General features: G+C 52.9%; 19 protein-coding genes, 1 pseudogene and 1 other annotated feature. All 20 genes and pseudogenes read left to right on the top strand.

What is annotated here, in order from left to right:
• The first annotated feature begins 58 nt into the window (after positions 1-58).
• The 20 genes and pseudogenes from PUR_RS23460 to rpoC all read left to right on the top strand — a co-directional run bounded on the left by PUR_RS23460 (position 59) and on the right by rpoC (position 21675).
• On the top strand, positions 59-1147 hold the full coding sequence (locus PUR_RS23460; protein ID WP_179037291.1) for a PIN/TRAM domain-containing protein: 1089 nt from the start codon (positions 59-61) through the stop codon (positions 1145-1147).
• Positions 1148-1316: 169 nt separating this feature from the next.
• Positions 1317-1988: pseudogene (gene ispD / locus PUR_RS26190) on the top strand (2-C-methyl-D-erythritol 4-phosphate cytidylyltransferase); the annotation flags it as partial.
• Positions 1989-2012: 24 nt separating this feature from the next.
• A complete protein-coding gene (gene ispF, locus PUR_RS26185) occupies positions 2013-2495 on the top strand; it encodes a 2-C-methyl-D-erythritol 2,4-cyclodiphosphate synthase (RefSeq protein WP_232101908.1) in 483 nt (160 codons plus the stop codon).
• Positions 2496-2551: 56 nt separating this feature from the next.
• A complete protein-coding gene (gene gltX / locus PUR_RS23450) occupies positions 2552-4015 on the top strand; it encodes a glutamate--tRNA ligase (protein ID WP_179037289.1) in 1464 nt (487 codons plus the stop codon).
• 558 nt (positions 4016-4573) lie between these two features.
• Positions 4574-5266: a serine O-acetyltransferase gene (cysE, locus tag PUR_RS23440; RefSeq protein ID WP_179037287.1), complete on the top strand. Its 693-nt coding sequence runs from the start codon at positions 4574-4576 to the stop codon at positions 5264-5266.
• Positions 5267-5320: 54 nt separating this feature from the next.
• Positions 5321-6727, top strand: a complete 1407-nt coding sequence (cysS, locus tag PUR_RS23435; RefSeq protein WP_179037286.1) for a cysteine--tRNA ligase — start codon at positions 5321-5323, stop codon at positions 6725-6727.
• Positions 6724-7134: a Mini-ribonuclease 3 gene (locus tag PUR_RS23430; RefSeq protein ID WP_179037285.1), complete on the top strand. Its 411-nt coding sequence runs from the start codon at positions 6724-6726 to the stop codon at positions 7132-7134. The genes cysS and PUR_RS23430 overlap by 4 nt, the downstream gene beginning before the upstream one ends.
• 17 nt (positions 7135-7151) lie before the next feature.
• A complete protein-coding gene (gene rlmB, locus PUR_RS23425; protein ID WP_179037284.1) occupies positions 7152-7922 on the top strand; it encodes a 23S rRNA (guanosine(2251)-2'-O)-methyltransferase RlmB in 771 nt (256 codons plus the stop codon).
• Complete coding sequence (locus PUR_RS23420) at positions 7919-8440, top strand: NYN domain-containing protein (RefSeq protein ID WP_179037283.1); 522 nt, start codon at positions 7919-7921, stop codon at positions 8438-8440. Before rlmB ends, PUR_RS23420 begins: the two co-directional genes overlap by 4 nt.
• 165 nt (positions 8441-8605) lie before the next feature.
• Positions 8606-9250: an RNA polymerase sporulation sigma factor SigH gene (sigH, locus tag PUR_RS23415; protein WP_025336691.1), complete on the top strand. Its 645-nt coding sequence runs from the start codon at positions 8606-8608 to the stop codon at positions 9248-9250.
• Positions 9251-9754: 504 nt separating this feature from the next.
• On the top strand, positions 9755-9904 hold the full coding sequence (gene rpmG / locus PUR_RS23410) for a 50S ribosomal protein L33 (RefSeq protein WP_081755001.1): 150 nt from the start codon (positions 9755-9757) through the stop codon (positions 9902-9904).
• 21 nt (positions 9905-9925) lie between these two features.
• Complete coding sequence (secE, locus tag PUR_RS23405; protein WP_179037282.1) at positions 9926-10117, top strand: preprotein translocase subunit SecE; 192 nt, start codon at positions 9926-9928, stop codon at positions 10115-10117.
• Between the two features lie 21 nt (positions 10118-10138).
• Complete coding sequence (gene nusG / locus PUR_RS23400) at positions 10139-10672, top strand: transcription termination/antitermination protein NusG (protein WP_124697919.1); 534 nt, start codon at positions 10139-10141, stop codon at positions 10670-10672.
• Positions 10673-10742: 70 nt separating this feature from the next.
• On the top strand, positions 10743-11168 hold the full coding sequence (rplK, locus tag PUR_RS23395; protein WP_124697920.1) for a 50S ribosomal protein L11: 426 nt from the start codon (positions 10743-10745) through the stop codon (positions 11166-11168).
• 86 nt (positions 11169-11254) lie between these two features.
• On the top strand, positions 11255-11947 hold the full coding sequence (gene rplA, locus PUR_RS23390) for a 50S ribosomal protein L1 (protein WP_179037281.1): 693 nt from the start codon (positions 11255-11257) through the stop codon (positions 11945-11947).
• 69 nt (positions 11948-12016) lie between these two features.
• Positions 12017-12167 (top strand) — a sequence feature (ribosomal protein L10 leader region).
• A gap of 62 nt (positions 12168-12229) precedes the next feature.
• Positions 12230-12733: a 50S ribosomal protein L10 gene (gene rplJ / locus PUR_RS23385; protein WP_179037280.1), complete on the top strand. Its 504-nt coding sequence runs from the start codon at positions 12230-12232 to the stop codon at positions 12731-12733.
• 50 nt (positions 12734-12783) lie between these two features.
• Positions 12784-13146, top strand: coding sequence for a 50S ribosomal protein L7/L12 (gene rplL, locus PUR_RS23380; RefSeq protein WP_124697923.1), 363 nt, complete (start codon positions 12784-12786; stop codon positions 13144-13146).
• A 132-nt stretch (positions 13147-13278) separates the two neighbouring features.
• On the top strand, positions 13279-13884 hold the full coding sequence (locus PUR_RS23375; protein WP_179037279.1) for a class I SAM-dependent methyltransferase: 606 nt from the start codon (positions 13279-13281) through the stop codon (positions 13882-13884).
• Between the two features lie 427 nt (positions 13885-14311).
• Complete coding sequence (gene rpoB, locus PUR_RS23370; RefSeq protein WP_179037278.1) at positions 14312-17857, top strand: DNA-directed RNA polymerase subunit beta; 3546 nt, start codon at positions 14312-14314, stop codon at positions 17855-17857.
• Between the two features lie 203 nt (positions 17858-18060).
• Positions 18061-21675, top strand: coding sequence for a DNA-directed RNA polymerase subunit beta' (rpoC, locus tag PUR_RS23365; protein WP_124697926.1), 3615 nt, complete (start codon positions 18061-18063; stop codon positions 21673-21675).
• Positions 21676-21757 lie beyond the last annotated feature (82 nt).

The following is a 21757-nucleotide window of genomic DNA, read 5'->3' as shown; positions in this document are numbered from 1 at the left end:
CCTGAAAATTGGAACATACTGGGGGATAGGGCGTGAGATTAAAGGAGGTGCGTAAACCATGTGGAAAAAATGGATTTTATTATTTGCCGCGTTATGCGGAGGTTGGGCCGGCTATTCGCTGTATCATGCGGCAGAGCGGGATTTTCCGGAAGGCATGACCCGGCTGGGAGACAGCCTGCCGCTTGAAGGAAGTCTTATGTTTGCGGTGCTGGGTGCCATTATCTTTTTGTTTGCGGTGGCGTTATGCGCAGATTGGGCGGAAGCAAGACTACGGGAGGCGGCGCTGTACTGCTCGCGGGTGCCGATGGATGAATTGGCTGCCGGGACGACGGGGCTGCTCGGAGGATTGCTGCTGTCGCTGCTGCTCTATCCTTGCATGACGTGGCTTGGAAAGGCGGGCGAGCTTCTTCAGGTGCCGGTCACGGCGGGTCTGGGGTATCTTGGACTGCGGATCGGCCTGGAAAAAAAGGTAGAGCTGGGCGCGCTGTGGGCAACCGGCAGGTTCGGCCAGGCTGAGGAGCCGGAAGGCCCGGGGCCAGAGGAGCACAAAATTCTTGATACGAGCGTCATTATCGACGGCCGGATCGCGGATATCTGCAAGACGGGTTTTATCGAGGGAACGATTGTCATCCCTGAATTCGTACTGGAGGAGCTGCAGCATATAGCGGACTCATCCGACTTGCTTAAGCGCAACCGTGGCCGCCGAGGCCTGGATATCCTCAATAAAATTCAAAAAGAGCTGGATGTTAAGGTGCTGATCTACGAAGGGGATTTCGAGGAAATCTCGGAGGTGGACAGCAAGCTGGTGAAGCTGGCAAAGGTACTGCATGGCAAAGTCGTGACCAACGACTTCAATTTAAACAAAGTATGCGAGCTGCAGGGCGTCTCCGTGCTGAACATCAATGATTTGGCCAACGCGGTGAAGCCGGTTGTGCTGCCGGGCGAGGAAATTATCGTCCAGGTAATCAAGGACGGCAAGGAGCATGGTCAGGGCGTCGCTTATCTGGATGACGGAACCATGATCGTAGTGGAGGGCGGCCGCGAATTCATCGGCAGTACGATGGAGGTACTCGTGACCAGCGTGCTGCAGACATCGGCGGGACGGATGATTTTTGCCAAGCCGAAGCTTCTGGAAAAAGCGCAGTAGCGCCGGGGCGTTTGAACGGTGAACCGTTTGAACGCCTTCTTTATTTCCGTTCGAGTCCCTTCCAACTGACACCGGCGGACGCTCCGAAAGCGCCGTCAGGCTTGGAAATGCCCGCCAAACGCGTTATGATGGGGATATACGTGAATTAAGTGGACAGGAGCATACTAGAATGGCAAACAGTGTCGGCGTCGTCGTCGTGGCGGCAGGCAGAGGAACGCGCATGGGAACGGAAGAGAGCAAGCAGTATTTGCTTCTACAGGGCAAACCGATTGTTGTGCATACGCTGGAAGTATTCCAGCAGCACGCACTGATCTCCGAGATTGTGCTCGTTACCGGAGCTGGGGATCTGGACCGCTGCCGGAAATGGACAGAAGAATATGGGCTGAGCAAGGTAAAAGCCATCGTAGCCGGAGGCGCCGAGCGGCAGCACTCCGTATACCGCGGACTGGGGCAACTGAGTACGGAATGGGTAATGGTCCATGACGGAGTCAGGCCTTTTGTGCGTCCGGCGGACATTGAGTCTTGTTACGAAGAAGCGAGACGGACGGGAGCGTCCGTCCTAGCCGTTCCAGTGAAGGATACAATCAAGCTGGTGGACAATCGGGGCGGAGTACTCTCGACGCCGGACCGGCGCAGTCTGTGGGCGATTCAGACCCCGCAGACTTTTCGTCTGTCAGAGCTGAGGACAGCTTATGAAGCTGCGGACAGGGAAGGATTTGTAGGCACTGACGATTCCAGCCTCGCGGAGCGGGCAGGAATACCGGTAGCGGTAGTGGAAGGAAGCTACGGCAACATTAAGATTACAACGCCCGATGATTTGGAATATGCGGAATTTACAGTAACGCTCAAGGAGAGAGGGACAAGCATGATCGCTGTAGGACAAGGGTTTGACGTGCATCAGCTGGTCGAAGGACGACCATGCATCATCGGAGGCGTAACCATTCCGTACGAAAAGGGGCTGCTGGGACATTCGGACGCCGATGTGCTGCTGCACGCGATCAGCGACGCCATTCTCGGCGCGCTGGGGCTAGGCGATATTGGCCGGCATTTCCCTGACACGGACCCCGCTTTCAAGAATGCGGACAGCCTGAAGCTGCTGGAGCATGTCTGGGGGCTGGCCAAGGAACGCGGCTACCGGCTGGGAAATGTCGATTCTACCATTATCGCCCAGAAACCGAAGATGGCGCCCTATATTCCGCAAATGGCGGAGATTATCGCACGGGCGCTGGAGGCGCAGCCGTCTCAGGTCAACGTGAAGGCGACCACCACGGAGCAACTTGGCTTTACCGGAAGAGGCGAGGGCATCGCTGCCCAATCTATTGTCTGCCTGCTCCAAAATATGCTATGATCATGAGATGACCAGGATTGAGAAATCAATCAAATGAAAGAACGGAGGAACTAAAAATGGGAGATCAAGTCCGGGTGCGCTACGCGCCTAGCCCTACAGGACATTTACATATCGGCAATGCCAGAACGGCCTTATTTAATTATTTGTACGCCCGAAACCAAGGCGGCAAGTTCATTATCCGGATCGAGGATACGGATGTGAAGCGCAATATCGCCGGCGGCGAAGAAAGCCAGCTGAAATATTTGAAATGGCTGGGTATCGATTGGGACGAAAGCATAGATGTCGGCGGCGAATACGGCCCTTACCGCCAGACGGAACGGCTGGATCTGTATCGCGTGTACTGGCAGGATTTGATCGACCGCGGTCTGGCTTACCGCTGCTACTGTACCGAGGAAGAGTTGGAAGCGGAGCGTGAAGAGCAGCTTGCCCGGGGAGAGACGCCCCGTTATTCCGGGAAGCATCGCGATCTGACCGAAGAGCAGCGCGCCGCCTTTGAACAGGAAGGCCGAATCGCCAGCATCCGCTTCCGGGTTCCGGAAGACCGCACCTATTCCTTTGATGATATCGTCAAGGGTCCAATCTCCTTCCAGACAACGGAAATGGGCGATTTTGTCATTGTCAAGAAGGACGGCATTCCTACCTATAATTTTGCGGTAGCCGTCGACGACCACCTGATGGATATCACCCATGTGCTGCGCGGCGAAGACCATATCTCCAACACGCCCCGTCAGCTTATGATTTATGAAGCGCTCGGCTGGGAAGCGCCGCTGTTCGGCCATATGACCCTGATCGTCGGCGATGACCACAAGAAGCTAAGCAAGCGCAACGAATCCATCATCCAGTTTATCTCGCAGTACGAGGATCTGGGCTATTTGCCGGAAGCGCTGTTCAACTTTATTGCGCTCCTCGGCTGGTCGCCGGAAGGGGAGGAAGAGATTTTCAGCAGGGAAGAGCTGATCTCCATCTTTAACGCCGACCGGCTGTCCAAGAGCCCGGCCGTGTTCGATACGAACAAGCTGGCACATTTGAACAACCATTACATCAAGCAGTCCGATCCAATCCGGATCGCAGATTTGGCCATTCCCCATTTGCAGACGGCCGGAAGACTGCCGGCGGAGCTGGACGAAGAACAACGCGCTTGGGCGGAAAGCCTCGTCGCGCTTTACCAGGAGCAGATGGTGGCTGCCTCGGATATTGTGAACCTTTCGGAAATCTTTTTCCGCACTCATCTTGAGCTGGAAACGGAAGCGGCGCAGATTTTGTCGGAGAATCAGGTCCCTGAGGTGCTCTCTGCCTTTCTGGCGAAGGTTGAAGCAAGCGTGGAGTTTACCCCGGCCGTGATTGGGGCATTAATTAAGGAAGTGCAGAAGGAGACTGGACATAAGGGCAAGGCGCTGTTCATGCCGATTCGTGTCGCAGTAACCGGACAGACGCACGGGCGAGACCTCAATGCGACTATTGTTCTGATGGGACGCAGCCGGGTCATTGACCGCCTCAAAGCGCAGATTAAAGGAGCCTAAAGGCCCGGTAATAGGCATATCCCCTTGTCAGTACCGGTTCTTTTCGCTAAGATAGAAGAATATCGAAAAAGCTGCGATCAGGAGAAGTACGCGCATAACAGCCATTTGCAGAGAGAATAACCGCGAAAAGGGTCGCCTTTTCAGGCTGGGAGTTATTCATGGCACGCCGTGGAAGATGCGCCTGTGAGCTGTGCGGTTGAGCGGTTGCTTGATAAGCGCCGTTAGGCCGCGCCGGTAACATCGCCGTTACGGATGCCAAGAGGGACGATGAGCCTGCCGCTTTCAAGCGGGGAAGGTCATTGTCCAAGCAGAGTGGAACCGCGCTAAGACGTCTCTGCAGCTTTATGCTGCAGGGGCGTTTTTTGTTGAAATATAAGAAGTAAGAAGCGATAAGCCATTCGCTTATATTTCGTCTTATATTTTTACGGGAAGCCGGTGCCGGTCCTATAAGGCCGGTGCAGCGTTTCTTCTGAAAATAGAGAGAATACAGAAAAGGCGGATTATCTTCTTCGTACATCCTGACAACAGGAGGCGAGGAAGCATGGAGGGGGAACCGCGATGTTTGAGCATATCAAATCGGACATTCAGGTGGTGCTGGACAATGATCCCGCAGCCCGCAACCGGTTCGAGGTCTTTTTTACTTATGCCGGTCTGCATGCGATCTGGGCCCACCGGATTGCCCACCGCTTATACAGACGCGAGTGGTTTACAGTGGCGCGCATGGTGTCGCAATTCAGCCGGTTTATGACAGGTATCGAGATTCATCCCGGGGCGCGTATAGGCAAAAGATTGTTTATCGACCATGGGATGGGTGTGGTTATTGGAGAAACCTGCGAGATTGGCGACGATGTCATCATCTATCAGGGGGTCACTCTGGGAGGCACCGGTAAAGAGAAAGGAAAGCGCCATCCGACGGTTGGCAATAATGTGGTTATCGGCTCCGGGGCCAAGGTGCTTGGCTCGTTCCGGATCGGGGATAACTGCAATGTCGGCTCGAACGCGGTTGTGCTGCGTGAAGTGCCGGACAACAGTACGGTCGTCGGCAATCCCGGCCGCATCGTGAAGCGCAACGGAGAGCGGGTGAGGGACAGACTGGATCATACGAAGCTGCCCGATCCGGTCGTTGATTCCTTGCGTTTTCTGCAAAAAGAGATCGAAGAGCTGCGTCAGCAGATCGGCGGGGAGGACAGACAGAAAGCGGAGCAGCGCCGGCTGGAAAGCGAGCAGTATTTCGGAGATTACGAAATTTAAACCAGGCAACTGGCAAAGGCCGGGCTAAGGCCGAAAGAGAAAGGATTGAGCAGTATGGCGCTCTATATTTACAACACGCTGTCACGGAGCAAGGAAGAATTTGTGCCGCTTGTTCCGGGCAAGGTCAAGATGTACGTGTGCGGACCAACCGTTTACGGGTATATTCATATTGGAAATGCGAGGCCGGTCATCGTATTCGACATCGTCCGCAACTATTTGGAGCAGCTCGGCAATGAGGTCGATTATGTGGTCAACTTCACGGATGTGGACGATAAGCTGATCCGCAAGGCTGAGGAGATGAGCACAACCGTGCCTGAAGTGGCTGAACTGTTCATCGACGCTTTTTTAAAGGACAACGAGGGACTCGGCGTGCGCCCGGCCACCCGCAATCCGCGCGTGACACAGAGCATGGATCTGATCATCGAATTTATCAAGGAACTGGTGGACAAAGGCTACGCTTACGAGAGCGGCGGGGATGTCTTCTACCGTACGGCTAAGTTCGAGAGCTACGGCAAGCTGTCCCGCCAGAATCTGGAGGAGCTGCAGTTCGGCATCCGCGTCGAGGTCGATTCGCGCAAGGAGCATCCCGAAGACTTCGTGCTGTGGAAGGCGGCGAAGCCGGGAGAGATTTTCTGGCACAGCCCGTGGGGAGACGGACGCCCCGGCTGGCATATCGAGTGCTCGGCCATGGCTCGCGAATTTCTGGGCGATACGATTGATATCCATGGCGGCGGTCAGGATTTGACGTTTCCCCACCATGAATGCGAATGCGCGCAGAGCGAGGCGCTGACCGGCAAGCCGCTGGCGAATTACTGGATGCATAACGGCTTCCTTAACATTGGAGACGAAAAAATGTCGAAATCCCTCGGCAACGGTCTGCTCGTCAAGGATTTCCTCGGCCGCTACAAAGCGGGGACGATCCGCTATTTCATGCTCTCGACTCATTACCGGAATCCGCTGAATTTCAGCGAAGAGGCGCTGCAGTCCGCGGAGAAAAGCGTAGAGCGCATAGCGGGCGCCGCGGGGAACGTCAAGCACCGCATAAGTCTTGCGGGAGACGGCAATCCGGATGAAGCAAGCGCAGAACTGAAGGCGAGACTGGACGCTATTGTGCTGCAGTATCACGAAAAAATGCAGGACGACTTCAACACGCCGGATGCGATTACAGCCGTGTTCGAATGGGTCAGCACGGCCAATGTGGCACTCTCGGACAATGCGCTGGCGGCGGCCGATCTGGCTGCTCTGCTGAAGACGTTTGAAGAGTTGAATACCGTGCTGCGGCTCGTTCCCGAAACGGAAGAGGAAGACGCCGACGACGAAGTTGAGCGCCTGATCGAGGAGCGCGCGGAAGCCCGGAAAGCGAAGAATTGGAGCCGGGCCGACGAAATCCGCGATATTTTGAACGATATGGGCATCGTGCTGGAGGATACGCCGCAGGGAATGCGGTGGAAGCGCAAATGAGCGAAGGCTGGTTTCCTTACGAGCCATCCAAGCCGGTCAAGCTGATTTCGCCCATTGTGCTGGCCTATATCGGCGACGCGATATACGAGGTGGCGGTGCGGCAGTATGTCATTTCGCGTCCCAATCTGCGCCCCAATCATCTTCACCGCGCCGCGACCGGACTCGTGTCGGCCAAGGCGCAGAGCAAGCTTCTCAGCTTGATTGAGCCGGAGCTGACGGATGAGGAGAAGGACATTATCCGTCAGGGGCGTAACGCCAAGTCCGGCACCATACCCAAAAATGCCGATGTGCTGGAGTACCGGTACGCTACGGCTTTCGAATGCCTGATCGGCTATTTGTATTACACGGGACAGCAGGCAAGGATGCAGGAATTGATACACAGCGGCATTCAGCAAATGGAAAGATAGAACCGGGAGGAAACAACATGGTTGAAGATCACGACAAGAATGAAGAAATATTAGCCGGCAAGCATTCGGTGCTTGAAGCGCTGCGTGCAGGCCGGACGCTCAATAAAATATGGATCGCGGAGAACGCGCAAAAAGCGCTGACGGCTCCCATCGTAGCCGAAGCCCGTCAGGCTGGCGTCATTGTCCAGCATGTGGACAAACGCAAACTGGACCAGCTGGCTCCAGGAGTGCAGCATCAAGGAGTGGTTGCTCAGGCGGCTCCCTATGCATATGCCGAAGTCGACGATCTGCTGGCCGCCGCCGAGGCCAAGGGAGAGCATCCGTTCCTGCTGCTGCTGGACGAGATCGAAGATCCGCATAACCTCGGTTCGATCCTTCGCAGCGCTGACTGCACCGGGGTGCACGGCGTCATTGTGCCCAAACGGCGTTCCGCGCAAATTACGGCCACGGTTTCGAAGACTTCCGCCGGTGCAGTGGAATATGTACCCGTTGCGCGGGTGACTAACCTGGGACAGACGATCGATCGGCTGAAGGAGCTGGGGATTTGGGTTGTCGGAACGGATGTCGATACGGATCAGGATCTGTTCGGGTCCGATATTTTTACCGGTCCGGTTGCCGTCGTCATCGGGAACGAGAGCAAGGGTATGGGCAGGCTGATCCGCGAAAAATGCGATATACTGCTCAAGCTTCCGATGCTTGGCCGGATCAATTCGCTTAATGCTTCCGTGGCGGCGGGCGTCATTATGTACGAGGTGCTGCGGCGCCGTCGTACGCTTTCATCGCGATGAAGGATTGGCGCGATGTGCTGCTGGTGGACGGATATAATATAATCGGCGGCTGGCCAGAGCTCGCCGCGCTGTCCCAGACCGGCATGCAGGAAGCGCGCGACCGGCTTCTGGGTGTGCTCGCCGATTACCAGGCCTATTCCGGCCGGCGCGTCATCGCCGTTTTCGACGCCTATCGGGTACCGGGCCTTGGACGTTCTTTTGTCCAGGGCAAAGTGCAGGTGTATTTCACGAAGGAAAAAGAAACCGCCGATGAATGCATCGAGCGGCTGGTAGGAGAGTACAGCCACCGCCGGAGGCAGATTTATGTAGCCACCAGCGATTCTACCGAGCAGCATGTCATTTTTGCGCATGGGGCGCTGCGGGTTTCGGCTAGGGAGCTCCGGCTGGAGGTGGAGGAGATGCAGCGGGAGGTCAAAAAGACTATCGAACCGCGAAATACCCGCTCCTCCCGCCACACCCTGGAAGACAAACTGCCACCGGAAGTGCGCAGCCGGCTGGAGGATTGGCGGAGACAATAAATGTCCAAAACCATGTAAGATAAGTTTTGAGTAATTGTAATTTTATGCTATTCATGATTGTATTTGGTCAAACGCTTGTTGACGGTGTAAGGTTACGTAATATATACTGTTCGTATATTTCACGAAGTAACGATGCGTCCTGCGTTGCAGCCGGGGGGATTCTTGGTGAGTGTCGACCTCAAGGAATTAATGCTGTCCGAGTATGATTTCATAAGCGATGAAGATATTGTCGAAGCTTTTCGGAGCGGCGACGGTGGCGCATTGGAACATCTGATCAACAAGTACCGCAATTTTGTGCGAGCCAAGGCCCGTTCCTACTTTCTGATCGGAGCCGATCGCGAGGATATTGTGCAGGAAGGCATGATCGGCCTATACAAGGCGATTCGTGATTTCAAGGGTGACAAACTGTCTTCGTTCAAGGCGTTTGCCGAGCTGTGCATCACCCGGCAGATCATTACTGCCATCAAGACGGCTACACGCCAGAAGCATATTCCGCTCAATTCTTACGTCTCTTTGGACAAGCCCATTTACGATGAGGATTCGGATCGTACGTTGATGGATGTCATTTGCGGATCGCAGGTACTCGACCCCGAGGAACTGATTATCAATCAGGAGGAATTCATCGGGCTTGAGGACAAGATGGCTGAAATTCTCAGCGATTTGGAACGCAAAGTGTTAATGCTCTATCTCGACGGACGCTCCTACCAGGAGATTGCCGAGGATTTGAAGCGTCATGTGAAGTCGATCGATAACGCTCTTCAGCGGGTAAAGCGGAAACTTGAAAGATATCTGGAAGTGCGTGACAATTAGTGATATAATAAGAACCGGAAAGGCTCGGATACGAGTCTTTTTTTAATTGGGTAAGTTGTCTGATGGTTTATGCATGGCGGATTTGCTTCATAATGGATATTGGACCAGCAGATTAGTGAAGGTTTGCAAAGCAAAGACTCTCGCTCACGCCGGAGCGGCTATGATGGTAACATAGGAATTTTCGTTGACATTGGGCTTGGCATTATGATAAAGTGTTTTAGGTAGGCCCAAATTCGCGGCTTTTTTTGAATATAAACAAAGTGCAGGCTGTTTGACTGAATCTTTGCTTATGCTTTGAAAAAAGAGATGCCATTCACGAAAAGGATGGTTAACCGTTTTTTCATGAAATATGAGTGAGTGTAAGCTTCGTGCTTCTCTTTATTTTATATTTTTCGGAGAAACGAGAACTGCCTTTAGGGAGCGGCGGAGCCCTTTCTTCTTGGGATCAATTTTTGCGTCTTTCGGTTCTGCGAATCGGAAGAACGTCTTCGGGAGGTGCACAGCATGCGGGTAATTATTACTTTGGCTTGTACAAGCTGCAAGCAAAGAAACTACGCGACGACCAAAAACAAGCGTAATCATCCCGACCGCATGGAGTTGAAGAAGTTTTGCAAGTTTTGCAACGCGCAAACTCCTCATCGTGAAACTAGATAGTTTGTTGGAGGTGTAGTCGGCGTGAAAAGCAGTTTCAAGTCTTTGTTTTCCTTTTTCACTGAGAGCTGGACTGAACTTAAAAAGGTTCGATGGCCCAACCGTAAAGAACTGACCAACTATACAATGATCGTACTAGGTACAATTGTAGTAGTCGCACTTTATTTCTGGGTTCTGGACATAGGTATTTCCTTTGTGATCGAATCGATTATTTAGAGAGGTCCTAGGTGGCTTGATATGGAAAAAAGATGGTACGTCGTTCATACCTACTCCGGGTATGAGAACAAGGTCAAAGCCAATTTAGAAAAGCGCGTTGAGTCCATGGGCATGGAAGACAAAATATTCCGCGTTCTTGTTCCTATGGAAGAAGAAGTGGTAAACAAAGACGGCAAGAAGAAGGCTGTCATGCGTAAAGTTTACCCCGGTTACGTTTTGGTCGAAATGATCCAGACGGATGATTCCTGGTATGTTGTCCGCAACACGCCGGGCGTTACGGGATTCGTAGGTTCGACGGGGTCTGGTTCCAAGCCAACCGCTCTGCTTCCGGAAGAGGTTGAACAAATTCTGAAGCATATGGGCATGGTTGAGCCGAAAGCGAAGATCGATTTCGAAATCAAGGAATCCGTACGCATCATGGTTGGTCCTTTTGCGAATTTTGTGGGCTCCGTGGAAGAAATTTTGGCTGACAAGAGCAAGATCAAGGTTCATGTCAACATGTTTGGAAGGGAAACCCCGCTGGAGTTGGATTTCACTCAAGTGGAGAAAATATAACACAAGGGTTTCTTGTGAACGGACGATTTGTCGTTCGTAGTCCAGTACTAGCGTCAAGGAGGTGTCACTCATGGCTAAAAAAGTTATCAAAATGGTGAAACTGCAGATTCCTGCAGGGAAAGCGAACCCTGCGCCTCCGGTAGGTCCGGCGCTCGGTCAAGCAGGTGTCAACATCATGGCATTCTGTAAAGAATTCAACGCCCGTACCGCCGACCAAGCCGGCCTGATTATTCCGGTTGAAATCTCGGTTTTCGAGGATCGTTCCTTTACGTTCATCACCAAAACTCCTCCGGCTGCCGTTCTGCTCCGCATCGCTGCGAAAGTAGAAAAAGGCTCCGGCGAACCGAACAAGAAAAAAGTTGCAAAGCTGAACCGCGCCGCAGTGCGTGAAATTGCCGAGCAAAAAATGCCCGACCTGAACGCTGCATCCGTTGAAGCGGCTATGCGTATGGTTGAAGGAACTGCCCGCAGCATGGGCATCACGATCGAAGACTAATCTTACGTTTTCGTTCATACGGTCTTTTTTAGGACCGCAATATGTGGGAGGATATTCCGCTAACACCACAAAGGAGGAACATTTTCATGGCTAAACATGGTAAGAAATACCTGGAAGCTGCCAAGCTGATTAACAGCGAAGCAACTTACGAGCCTTCGGAAGCCGTTGAGCTTGTGAAGAAGGCGGCAACTGCCAAATTCGACGAAACCGTTGAAGCGGCCGTTCGCCTGGGCGTAGACCCTCGTAAACAAGACCAAGCCGTTCGCGGCGTTGTTGTCCTGCCTCACGGCACAGGCAAAACCCAGCGCGTGCTTGTATTTGCGAAAGGTGACAAAGCGAAGGAAGCGGAAGCGGCCGGCGCCGATTTTGTTGGCGATCAAGATATGATCAACAAAATTCAACAAGGCTGGTTCGAGTTCGACGTCTGCGTAGCTACACCTGACATGATGAGCGAAGTCGGTAAACTGGGCCGTCTGCTCGGCGGTAAAGGCCTTATGCCTAACCCTAAAGCCGGCACGGTTACATTCGATGTTGCCAAGGCTGTTCAAGAAATCAAAGCCGGTAAAATCGAGTACCGTCTGGACAAAGCGGGTCAAATTCACGCGCCAATCGGCAAAGTGTCTTTTGACGCTGCTCAACTGAACGAGAACCTTAAAGCACTCATCGACGCTCTGAACCGTGCGAAACCGGCTGCAGCCAAAGGGGTATACCTCAAAGGCATCTCGGTATCTTCGACTATGGGACCTAGCGCTCGTGTGAACACAGCCGTTTACAGATAATTAGGGATTGACTCTCGGGACAATCTTTGATAATCTATAGCAGTTGTGACCACTTGAGGGTTTTCGACTTAACTTTGAATATGCTTGCCGTAGACAGTAGGTGCCGCAAGGCTTAATTTCCTACCGAGGTGTTATGATAGAAACAAAGGAAGCGGCGACGCCGTGTACTTACCGTTTTATCAAGCCTTCGTGAATCTGCGGAGGCTTTTCTAATGCCTGCGTAGGATCGGCGGAACTTTTCCGTTAAAAGTACGCCGTATAAATTATCAGGAGGTGTAATCATTGGCAAATGCTAAAGTAATTGAAGCTAAACAGGAAGCGGTTGATGTCGTTACCGGCAAACTGCAAAACAGCATCACGACTGTTGTTGCAGACTACCGCGGATTGAACGTTTCCCAAGTAACGGAACTGCGCAAGCAGCTTCGCGAAGCGGGCGTTGAATTCCAAGTTCTTAAGAACACGCTGCTTCGTCGTGCAACCGCTGCGGCTGAACTGACCGAGCTGAATGAAGTTCTGACGGGCCCTACAGCTATCGCCTTCAGTGCGAATGATGCAGTGGCACCCGCCAAAATTTTGAACGATTTTGCCAAAAAGAACGACGCTTTGAAATTGAAAGGCGGCGTAGTAGAAGGCAAAGTGGTAAGCGAGTCCCAAATCAAAGCACTGGCAGAACTTCCTTCCCGCGAAGGACTGCTGTCCATGCTGCTTAGCGTTCTTCAAGCGCCGATGCGCAACTTCGCGTTGGCAGTCAAGGCTGTTGCGGACAAAGAAGAGCAAAGCGCGTAACACAAACCGAAACATCAATATAAAAATTTCAATATAATGGAGGTTTAATCATGAGTAAAGAAGCAATCTTGGAAGAAATCAAAGGCATGAGCGTATTGGAACTGAACGAACTGGTTAAAGCAATCGAAGAAGAATTCGGCGTAACTGCTGCAGCTCCTGTAGCAATTGGCGGCGGCGCAGCAGCAGCTGTTGAAGAAGAGCAAACAGAATTCGACGTAATCCTGACAAGCGCTGGCGCTTCCAAGATCAACGTAATCAAAGTCGTTCGCGAAATCACTGGCCTGGGTCTGAAAGAAGCCAAGGATCTGGTAGACAACGCTCCAAAACCGATCAAAGAAAAAGTAAGCAAAGAAGATGCCGACGCTACGAAAGAAAAGCTGGAAGCAGCTGGCGCAGCTGTAGAAGTGAAGTAATTCGGCATTACAACTTTGGGAGCGAAGTGATTCCTTCCATCCATCGCAGCCCCTTGAACATGTTCAAGGGGTTTGCTGTATCTAAAGGACTAAATGGAGATATCAAGGGATCAAGGAAGGGGAGGGATGGGCATGTCCCAGCATTATTACTCGCAGCAGCCGGAAGCTGAGCATGACAGACGCACCATCAGCGCGGTACTCCGGGGCAAAACATTTCGTTTTACTAGCGATGCCGGCGTGTTCTCTAAAGGAGATGTGGATTACGGAAGTCGGGCGCTGATCGAAGCCATGGAAATTCCGGACGGATCCGCGGTGCTTGATGTGGGCTGCGGCTATGGGCCGATCGGTCTTACGGCGGCGCACTTGGCTCCCAAAGGAATCGTGTCGATGCTCGATATCAACAGCCGGGCGGTTGAGCTGGCGCGTGAAAATGCAAAACTGAACGGAATTTCAAATGTGAAGGTTATGGAAAGCGATATACTCTCCGCGGTAGCCGGCCAGACCTTTGATATTATACTGACGAATCCTCCGATTCGCGCGGGAAAAGCGGTAGTCCATCGTATTTTTGAAGAGGCCTATGAACATTTGAATGAAAACGGGGCTCTCTGGGTCGTTATTCAAAAGAAACAAGGGGCGCCGTCGGCGGCAGCCAAGCTGGAAGAGTTGTTCGGAGAAGTACGGGAGATCGGGAAAGACAAGGGTTACCGTATTTTAAAAGCCGAGAAGATTACAAAATAAATACGAGAACATTATTGACATGTGATGTTGATAGTGTTATTATTATAAAATGTCAGTATTAAGATAGGCTCCCTGTCTTTAGTTTGCTGAAATGTCAAGCGTCATTATTGTCGACGGCAGGCGCATGCCGAGTGGCAAGTTTGCGCGTAAATCGCCTAAAGAAGCCGTATTCCTTCAAGAAGGTGAGGTGGTGAGGGCGGGGACGCATAAACACACGCTTGTTGACGTATAATATGTACGTTTTGGGCAAATCTACTGATGATGGAGTACTACCACCCATGAAGAAATGCGCTCTTTTTTCGAAAGATTTCGATAAGGGCTTTTCTTTATTTGGGGGATGAATCCCTGCTGTATGGTTCCATTATACGGTCACAAACAGGGGTTCGCAATCAATTTTTAAGTAAGTAGACATGAGGGGTGAGTAAAGTTGGCAGGACATCTTGTTCAGTATGGTCGACGCACTCGGCGAAGCTATGCGAGAATTAACGAGGTACTCGAGGTCCCGAACCTGATTGAAATCCAACAAAAATCATACGATTGGTTTTTGGAGGAAGGACTGCGTGAAATGTTCCAGGACATCTCGCCGATCCAGGATTTCACGGGCAATTTGGTGCTGGAGTTCATTGATTACAGCTTGGGCGAACCGAAGTATACGGTGGACGACGCCAAAGAGCGTGACGTGACGTATGCGGCGCCGCTTCGGGTTAAGGTGCGGCTCATCAACAAGGAGACCGGCGAGGTCAAGGAACAGGAAGTGTTCATGGGGGATTTCCCGCTGATGACGGAGACCGGTACGTTTATTATTAACGGTGCGGAACGGGTTATTGTCAGCCAGTTGGTTCGCTCTCCAAGCGTCTACTTTAGCACTAAAGTGGATAAGAACGGCAAAAAAACCTACACCGCCACAGTCATCCCGAACCGCGGAGCCTGGCTGGAGCTGGAGACCGACGCGAAGGACATTATGTATGTCCGGATCGACCGTACCCGCAAAATTCCGGTTACCGTACTGCTGCGTGCTCTCGGGTTCGGCAGCGACGCCGAAATTCTGGAACTGCTTGGCAATGATGAATATATTCGTAACACCCTGGATAAGGACAACACAGACTCGACGGAAAAAGCGCTTATCGAAATTTACGAGCGTCTTCGTCCGGGCGAACCGCCAACGCTCGATAACGCCAAGAGCTTGCTCGTAGCGCGTTTCTTCGATCCGAAGCGTTACGATCTGGCGAACGTGGGCCGCTACAAAATCAACAAGAAGCTGCACATCAAGAACCGTCTCTTCAACCAGCGGCTGGCTCAGCCATTGGTGGATGAATCGACCGGGGAAATCCTGGCAGAGACCGGACAGATGGTCGACCGCCGTCTGCTGGACGAACTGCTGCCATACTTCGAAAAGAACATGGCCGCCAAGAACTACCGCGTAAGCGGCGGCGTTCTGGACAATGAAGATATTCCTCTTCAAACGGTGGAGGTATTTTCTCCGATTGAAGAAGGACGCGTGATCAAGCTGATCGCCAACGGCAACATCGATAAATCGGTCAAGCATATCACCCAGGCTGATATTATCTCCTCGATCAGCTACTTTATTAATCTGCTGCACGGCATCGGCAATACCGATGATATCGACCATTTGGGCAACCGTCGTCTGCGTTCTGTGGGCGAGCTTCTGCAGAACCAGTTCCGTATCGGTCTTTCCCGGATGGAACGCGTAGTGCGGGAGAGAATGTCGATTCAAGACGCGAATGCGATCACGCCGCAAGCGCTGATCAATATCCGTCCGGTTATCGCGTCGATCAAGGAGTTCTTCGGAAGCTCCCAGTTGTCGCAGTTTATGGACCAGACGAACCCGCTAGCGGAACTGACGCATAAACGTCGTCTGTCGGCGCTCGGTCCCGGCGGTCTGACGCGCGAACGCGCGGGCTTTGAGGTCCGTGACGTCCATCACAGTCATTACGGCCGTATGTGTCCAATCGAGACTCCGGAAGGCCCGAACATCGGTTTGATTAACTCCCTGTCGACTTTCGCCCGCATTAACGAATACGGCTTTATTGAAGCGCCGTACCGTTGGGTCGATCCGAAGACGGGCAAGGTTACGGAGCAAATCGATTACCTTACGGCAGACGAAGAAGATAATTACGTAGTTGCTCAGGCGAATGCCGAGTTGACGGAGGAAGGCGCGTTCAAGGACGAGATGGTTATCGTTCGTTACAACAAGCTGTCCGACAACATCACGACAATGCCGAGTAACCGCGTGGATTACATGGACGTTTCGCCAAAACAGGTTGTATCCGTCGCGACGGCGCTCATTCCGTTCCTTGAGAATGATGACTCCAACCGCGCACTGATGGGTTCCAACATGCAACGTCAGGCCGTTCCGCTGCTTATTCCAAAAGCGCCACTGGTCGGCACGGGAATGGAACATAAATCCGCTAAAGATTCGGGCGTATGTATCGTTTCCAAATACGACGGCATCATCGAGCGCTCATCGGCCAACGAAATCTGGCTGCGGCGTGTTGAGGCCGTTGAAGGCAAAGAAGTTAAAGGCGACATCGTTAAATATAAATTACACAAATTTATGCGTTCGAACCAAGGTACCTGCATTAACCAGCGTCCTCTTGCCAAGAGAGGCGATATCGTCAAGAAAGGTGATATCCTGGCTGACGGTCCTTCCACGGAAATGGGCGAATTGGCCCTTGGTCGCAACGTAGTCGTTGCGTTCATGACATGGGAAGGCTACAACTACGAGGATGCCATCCTGCTGAGCGAGAAGCTGGTAAAAGAGGATGTATACACTTCGATCCATATCGAGGAGTATGAATCCGAGGCGCGGGATACGAAGCTTGGACCGGAAGAAATTACGCGCGACATTCCGAACGTGGGCGAAGAAGCCCTTCGCAATCTGGATGAGCGCGGTATTATCCGGATCGGTGCCGAAATTAGCGCGGGCGACATTCTCGTCGGTAAGGTTACGCCAAAAGGCGTAACGGAACTGACGGCGGAAGAACGCCTCCTTCACGCCATATTCGGTGAGAAGGCACGTGAAGTGCGTGATACCTCTCTGCGCGTCCCTCACGGAAGTGATGGCATCATCGTGGATGTTAAGGTGTTTACACGGGAGAACGGCGACGAGCTGCCTCCTGGCGTCAACCAACTGGTTCGTGTCTATATCGCCCAGAAGCGTAAAATTTCCGAGGGCGACAAAATGGCTGGACGTCACGGTAATAAGGGTGTCGTGGCCCGCATTCTGCCTGAAGAGGATATGCCGTTCCTGCCTGACGGAACTCCGGTGCAGGTCGTGCTTAACCCGCTGGGCGTTCCTTCGCGGATGAACATCGGGCAGGTGCTTGAGGTTCACATCGGGTTCGCCGCCATGCGTCTGGGAATCCACGTTGCAACGCCGGTATTCGATGGAGCGCGTGAGTATGATGTGTTCGACACGATGGAAGAAGCCGGTATGCAGCGTAACGGTAAGACCATTCTGTATGACGGACGGACGGGCGAACGTTTTGAACGTGAAGTTACGGTCGGCGTCATGCACATGATCAAGCTGGCGCACATGGTCGACGATAAGATTCATGCCCGCTCCACCGGTCCATACTCGCTCGTTACGCAGCAGCCGCTCGGCGGTAAAGCGCAATTCGGCGGACAACGCTTCGGTGAGATGGAAGTGTGGGCGCTTGAAGCATACGGCGCTGCTTATACGCTGCAAGAGATTCTTACAGTTAAATCCGATGACGTTGTAGGACGGGTGAAGACTTACGAATCCATTGTCAAAGGCGAGAATGTGCCGGAACCGGGCGTTCCTGAGTCCTTCAAAGTATTGATCAAAGAGCTTCAGTCTCTCGGTATGGACGTCAAAATCTTGAGCGGAGACGAGCAGGAGATCGAAATGAAGGAACTGGACGACGAGGATGAGACTTCAAGCGACAAGCTGAGCCTCAATCTGGAAGGTGCGGAAGTCGGAGTGGAATAAATAATCCCCATAGTGAAGCGGCTCTTCAAAGGTAGCGTCAATTTCTTTGCGGAGCCCGCGAACTGTTGAGGATGACAATAAGCGGCGGCGCCATCCTTCTCATAGGATGGCCTTCCGCTGTATGACCGCAGCTTCTCCCGCTGCAAGGAGTAGGGAGAGGAACGGCGACACCAAATCAGGATCAGGTTAAGGAGGGTTGCTCCTTGTTGGACGTTAACAATTTTGAATTTATGAAAATCGGGCTGGCTTCCCCGGAGAAGATTCGTTCTTGGTCCCGCGGAGAGGTAAAGAAACCGGAAACCATCAACTATCGTACACTCAAGCCGGAGAAAGAGGGTCTTTTCTGCGAACGGATCTTCGGACCGCAAAAAGACTGGGAGTGCCATTGCGGCAAATACAAACGCGTCCGTTATAAAGGCGTAGTCTGCGACCGCTGCGGCGTTGAAGTTACACGCGCTAAAGTGCGCCGTGAGCGTATGGGCCACATTGAGCTCGCCGCTCCGGTTTCCCATATCTGGTACTTTAAAGGCATTCCAAGCCGCATGGGTCTGGCGCTCGACATGTCTCCTAGATCGCTGGAAGAGATTATTTATTTCGCATCTTATGTCGTAACCGACCCCGGCGATACGCCTCTTGAGAAGAAACAGCTGCTGTCCGAGAAGGAATACCGCAGCTACCGCGAGAAGTACGGTTACGGCTTCCAGGCGAGCATGGGCGCGGAAGCGGTCAAGAAACTGCTTCAGGATCTTGATATCGAAAAAGAGCTGGAGTTTCTTAAAGAAGAGCTGCGCACCGCTCAAGGCCAACGCCGCAACCGTGCGATCAAGCGCCTTGAAGTTATTGAAGCATTCCGTAACTCCGGCAATAAGCCTGATTGGATGATTATGGATGTTCTCCCGGTCATTCCGCCGGAACTGCGTCCGATGGTGCAACTGGACGGCGGACGTTTTGCAACGTCTGACCTGAACGACCTGTACCGCCGCGTAATCAACCGCAACAACCGTCTGAAGAGACTGCTTGATCTTGGCGCTCCGGACATTATCGTTCAGAACGAAAAGCGGATGCTTCAGGAAGCCGTAGACGCTCTGATCGACAACGGCCGCCGCGGCCGTCCGGTAACGGGTCCTGGCAACCGTCCGCTGAAATCGCTCAGCCATATGCTGAAAGGTAAACAGGGACGTTTCCGTCAGAACCTGCTCGGTAAACGGGTTGACTATTCCGGCCGTTCCGTTATCGTTGTAGGTCCTTACCTGAAAATGTACCAATGCGGCCTGCCTAAGAAAATGGCGCTGGAACTGTTCAAGCCGTTCGTGATGAAAGAGCTGGTCAACAAAGGACTTGCCCATAACATTAAGAGCGCAAAACGCAAAGTCGAGCGCGTAAGCCCGGAAGTTTGGGACGTGCTTGAAGAAGTCATCAAAGAGCATCCGGTTCTGCTGAACCGTGCCCCCACGCTTCACCGTCTCGGTATCCAAGCGTTTGAGCCGATTCTGGTAGAAGGCCATGCGATTCGTCTTCACCCGCTCGTATGTACGGCGTACAATGCTGACTTTGACGGTGACCAAATGGCCGTGCACGTTCCGCTTTCCGCTGAAGCGCAGGCGGAAGCCCGCATCCTGATGCTGGCGTCCGGCAACATTTTGAACCCGAAAGACGGCAAGCCAGTCGTTACCCCTTCCCAGGATATGGTCCTAGGTTCCTTCTATCTGACCATGGACAACAAGGAAGAAAAGGGAAGCGGCATGATTCTCCGTACCGTGAACGAAGCGGTTTCCGCTTATCAGCGGGGCACAGCCGGTCTTCATGCGCGCGTGGCCATTCCGGTCAAGGCGCTTAATAAGACCAGCTTCACCGAGAAGCAGCAGAGCGGCATGCTGATCACGACGGTCGGAAAAATTATTTTCAACGAAATTTACCCGGCAAGCTTTCCGTACATCAATGAAGCGACTCGCGAAAATCTTCTGCAGGGTACGCCGGAGAAATACTTCATCTACGAAAAAGGCGCCAACATCCGCGAACTGATCGATTCCGTTCCGATCGCGGGCGCTGTCGGTAAAGAATATCTGGGCTCCATCATCGCCCGCTGCTTCGAGATTTACCATACGACCAAGACATCGGTCATTCTGGACAAAATCAAGCAGCTCGGCTTTACCTACTCTACCCGTGCCGGCGTAACGATCGCCGTATCGGACGTTATCGTGCCGGAAGAGAAGAAAGAAATCCTGAAAGAGTCCGAAGAGAAAGTCGACGTCGTTGCCAAGCAGTACCGCCGCGGTCTGATCACCAATGAAGAACGGTATGACCGTGTTATTGAAATCTGGTCCAAGACGAAAGACGATCTGACGAACGTGCTCATGAAATCGATGGACCGTTTCAACTCCATCATGCTCATGGTCGACTCTAAGGCGCGGGGCAACAAGTCGCAGATCACCCAGCTGGGCGGCATGCGGGGACTGATGGCGACGCCGTCGGGCCGAATCTTCGAACTGCCGATCAAGGCAAACTTCCGCGAAGGTCTGACCGTCTTGGAATACTTCATCTCCACTCACGGCGCGCGGAAAGGTCTGGCCGATACGGCGCTTCGTACCGCCGACTCCGGTTACCTGACACGACGTCTCGTTGACGTGGCCCAGGACGTAATCGTCCGCGAAGAGGATTGCGGTACTGACAAAGGCTTTACTGTAAGCCGTATCCAGGACGGCAAAGAGGTTATCGAGGATCTGTACGATCGTATTGAAGGCCGATACTGCTTTGAGACGGTCCGCCATCCGGAAACGGGCGCGATCATTGTACACCGCAACGATCTGATTGATTCAGACAAAGCGGAAGAGATTGTCAATGCCGGCGTAGGCAAGCTGCAAATCCGCTCCGTACTGAGCTGCCGGGCCCGTCACGGCGTCTGCAAGAAGTGCTACGGACGCAACCTGGCCACAGGCAAGCATGTCGAGATCGGTGAAGCCGTCGGCATTATCGCCGCGCAATCCATCGGTGAACCAGGAACACAGCTTACCATGCGTACGTTCCATACCGGGGGCGTTGCGGGCGACGATATTACACAAGGTCTGCCGCGTATCCAGGAGCTGTTTGAAGCCCGTAACCCTAAAGGCCAGGCGACAATCAGTGAGATCGACGGCGTTATCAAGGAAATCCGCGAAGCGAAGGACCGCCGCGAAATCGAGGTTCAAGGCGAAGCGGAATCCAAGGTTTATTCCATCACTTACGGCTCCCGCCTGCGCGTAAGCGAAGGCCAGGAGATCGAAGCTGGAGACGAATTGACCGATGGTTCCATCGATCCGAAAGAGATGCTGCGCATCAAGGGTATTCGCGGGGTGCAGAACTACATTCTGCAGGAAGTACAACGCGTATACCGGAACCAGGGCGTAGAAATCAACGACAAGCACGTTGAAGTTATGATTAAGCAGATGCTTCGCAAAATCCGCATCATCGACGCAGGGGACACGAACCTGCTGCCTGGATCGTTCGCGGATATCCATGAATACGAAGCGGCGAACAAGGAAGCGATTCTGTCCGGCAAAGAGCCGGCCGTGGCGAAGCCTGTGCTGCTTGGTATTACAAAAGCATCGCTCGAAACCGACTCGTTCCTCTCCGCGGCATCGTTCCAGGAGACGACGCGCGTGTTGACGGACGCTGCCATCAAGGGCAAGGTCGACCAACTGCTGGGTCTCAAAGAGAATGTTATTATCGGTAAGCTGATTCCTGCTGGAACGGGCATGAACCGCTACCGCAATGTCAAACTGATTAACCCGGAAGAAGAACAGGACGAAGTGGAAGCTTTGGAAACTGTTCCTGCCGAATAAACTTCATTCATACTGTCAGGTCAATCGCGCCGCCGCTGTCTTTTAAAGCCCGGCGCGGCTGTCTGCAGTAAGATTTTTTGAT

The organism is Paenibacillus sp. URB8-2 (assembly GCF_013393385.1).
Taxonomy (GTDB): domain Bacteria; phylum Bacillota; class Bacilli; order Paenibacillales; family Paenibacillaceae; genus Paenibacillus_AQ.
This window is presented reverse-complemented; position numbering and strand designations above follow the sequence as displayed.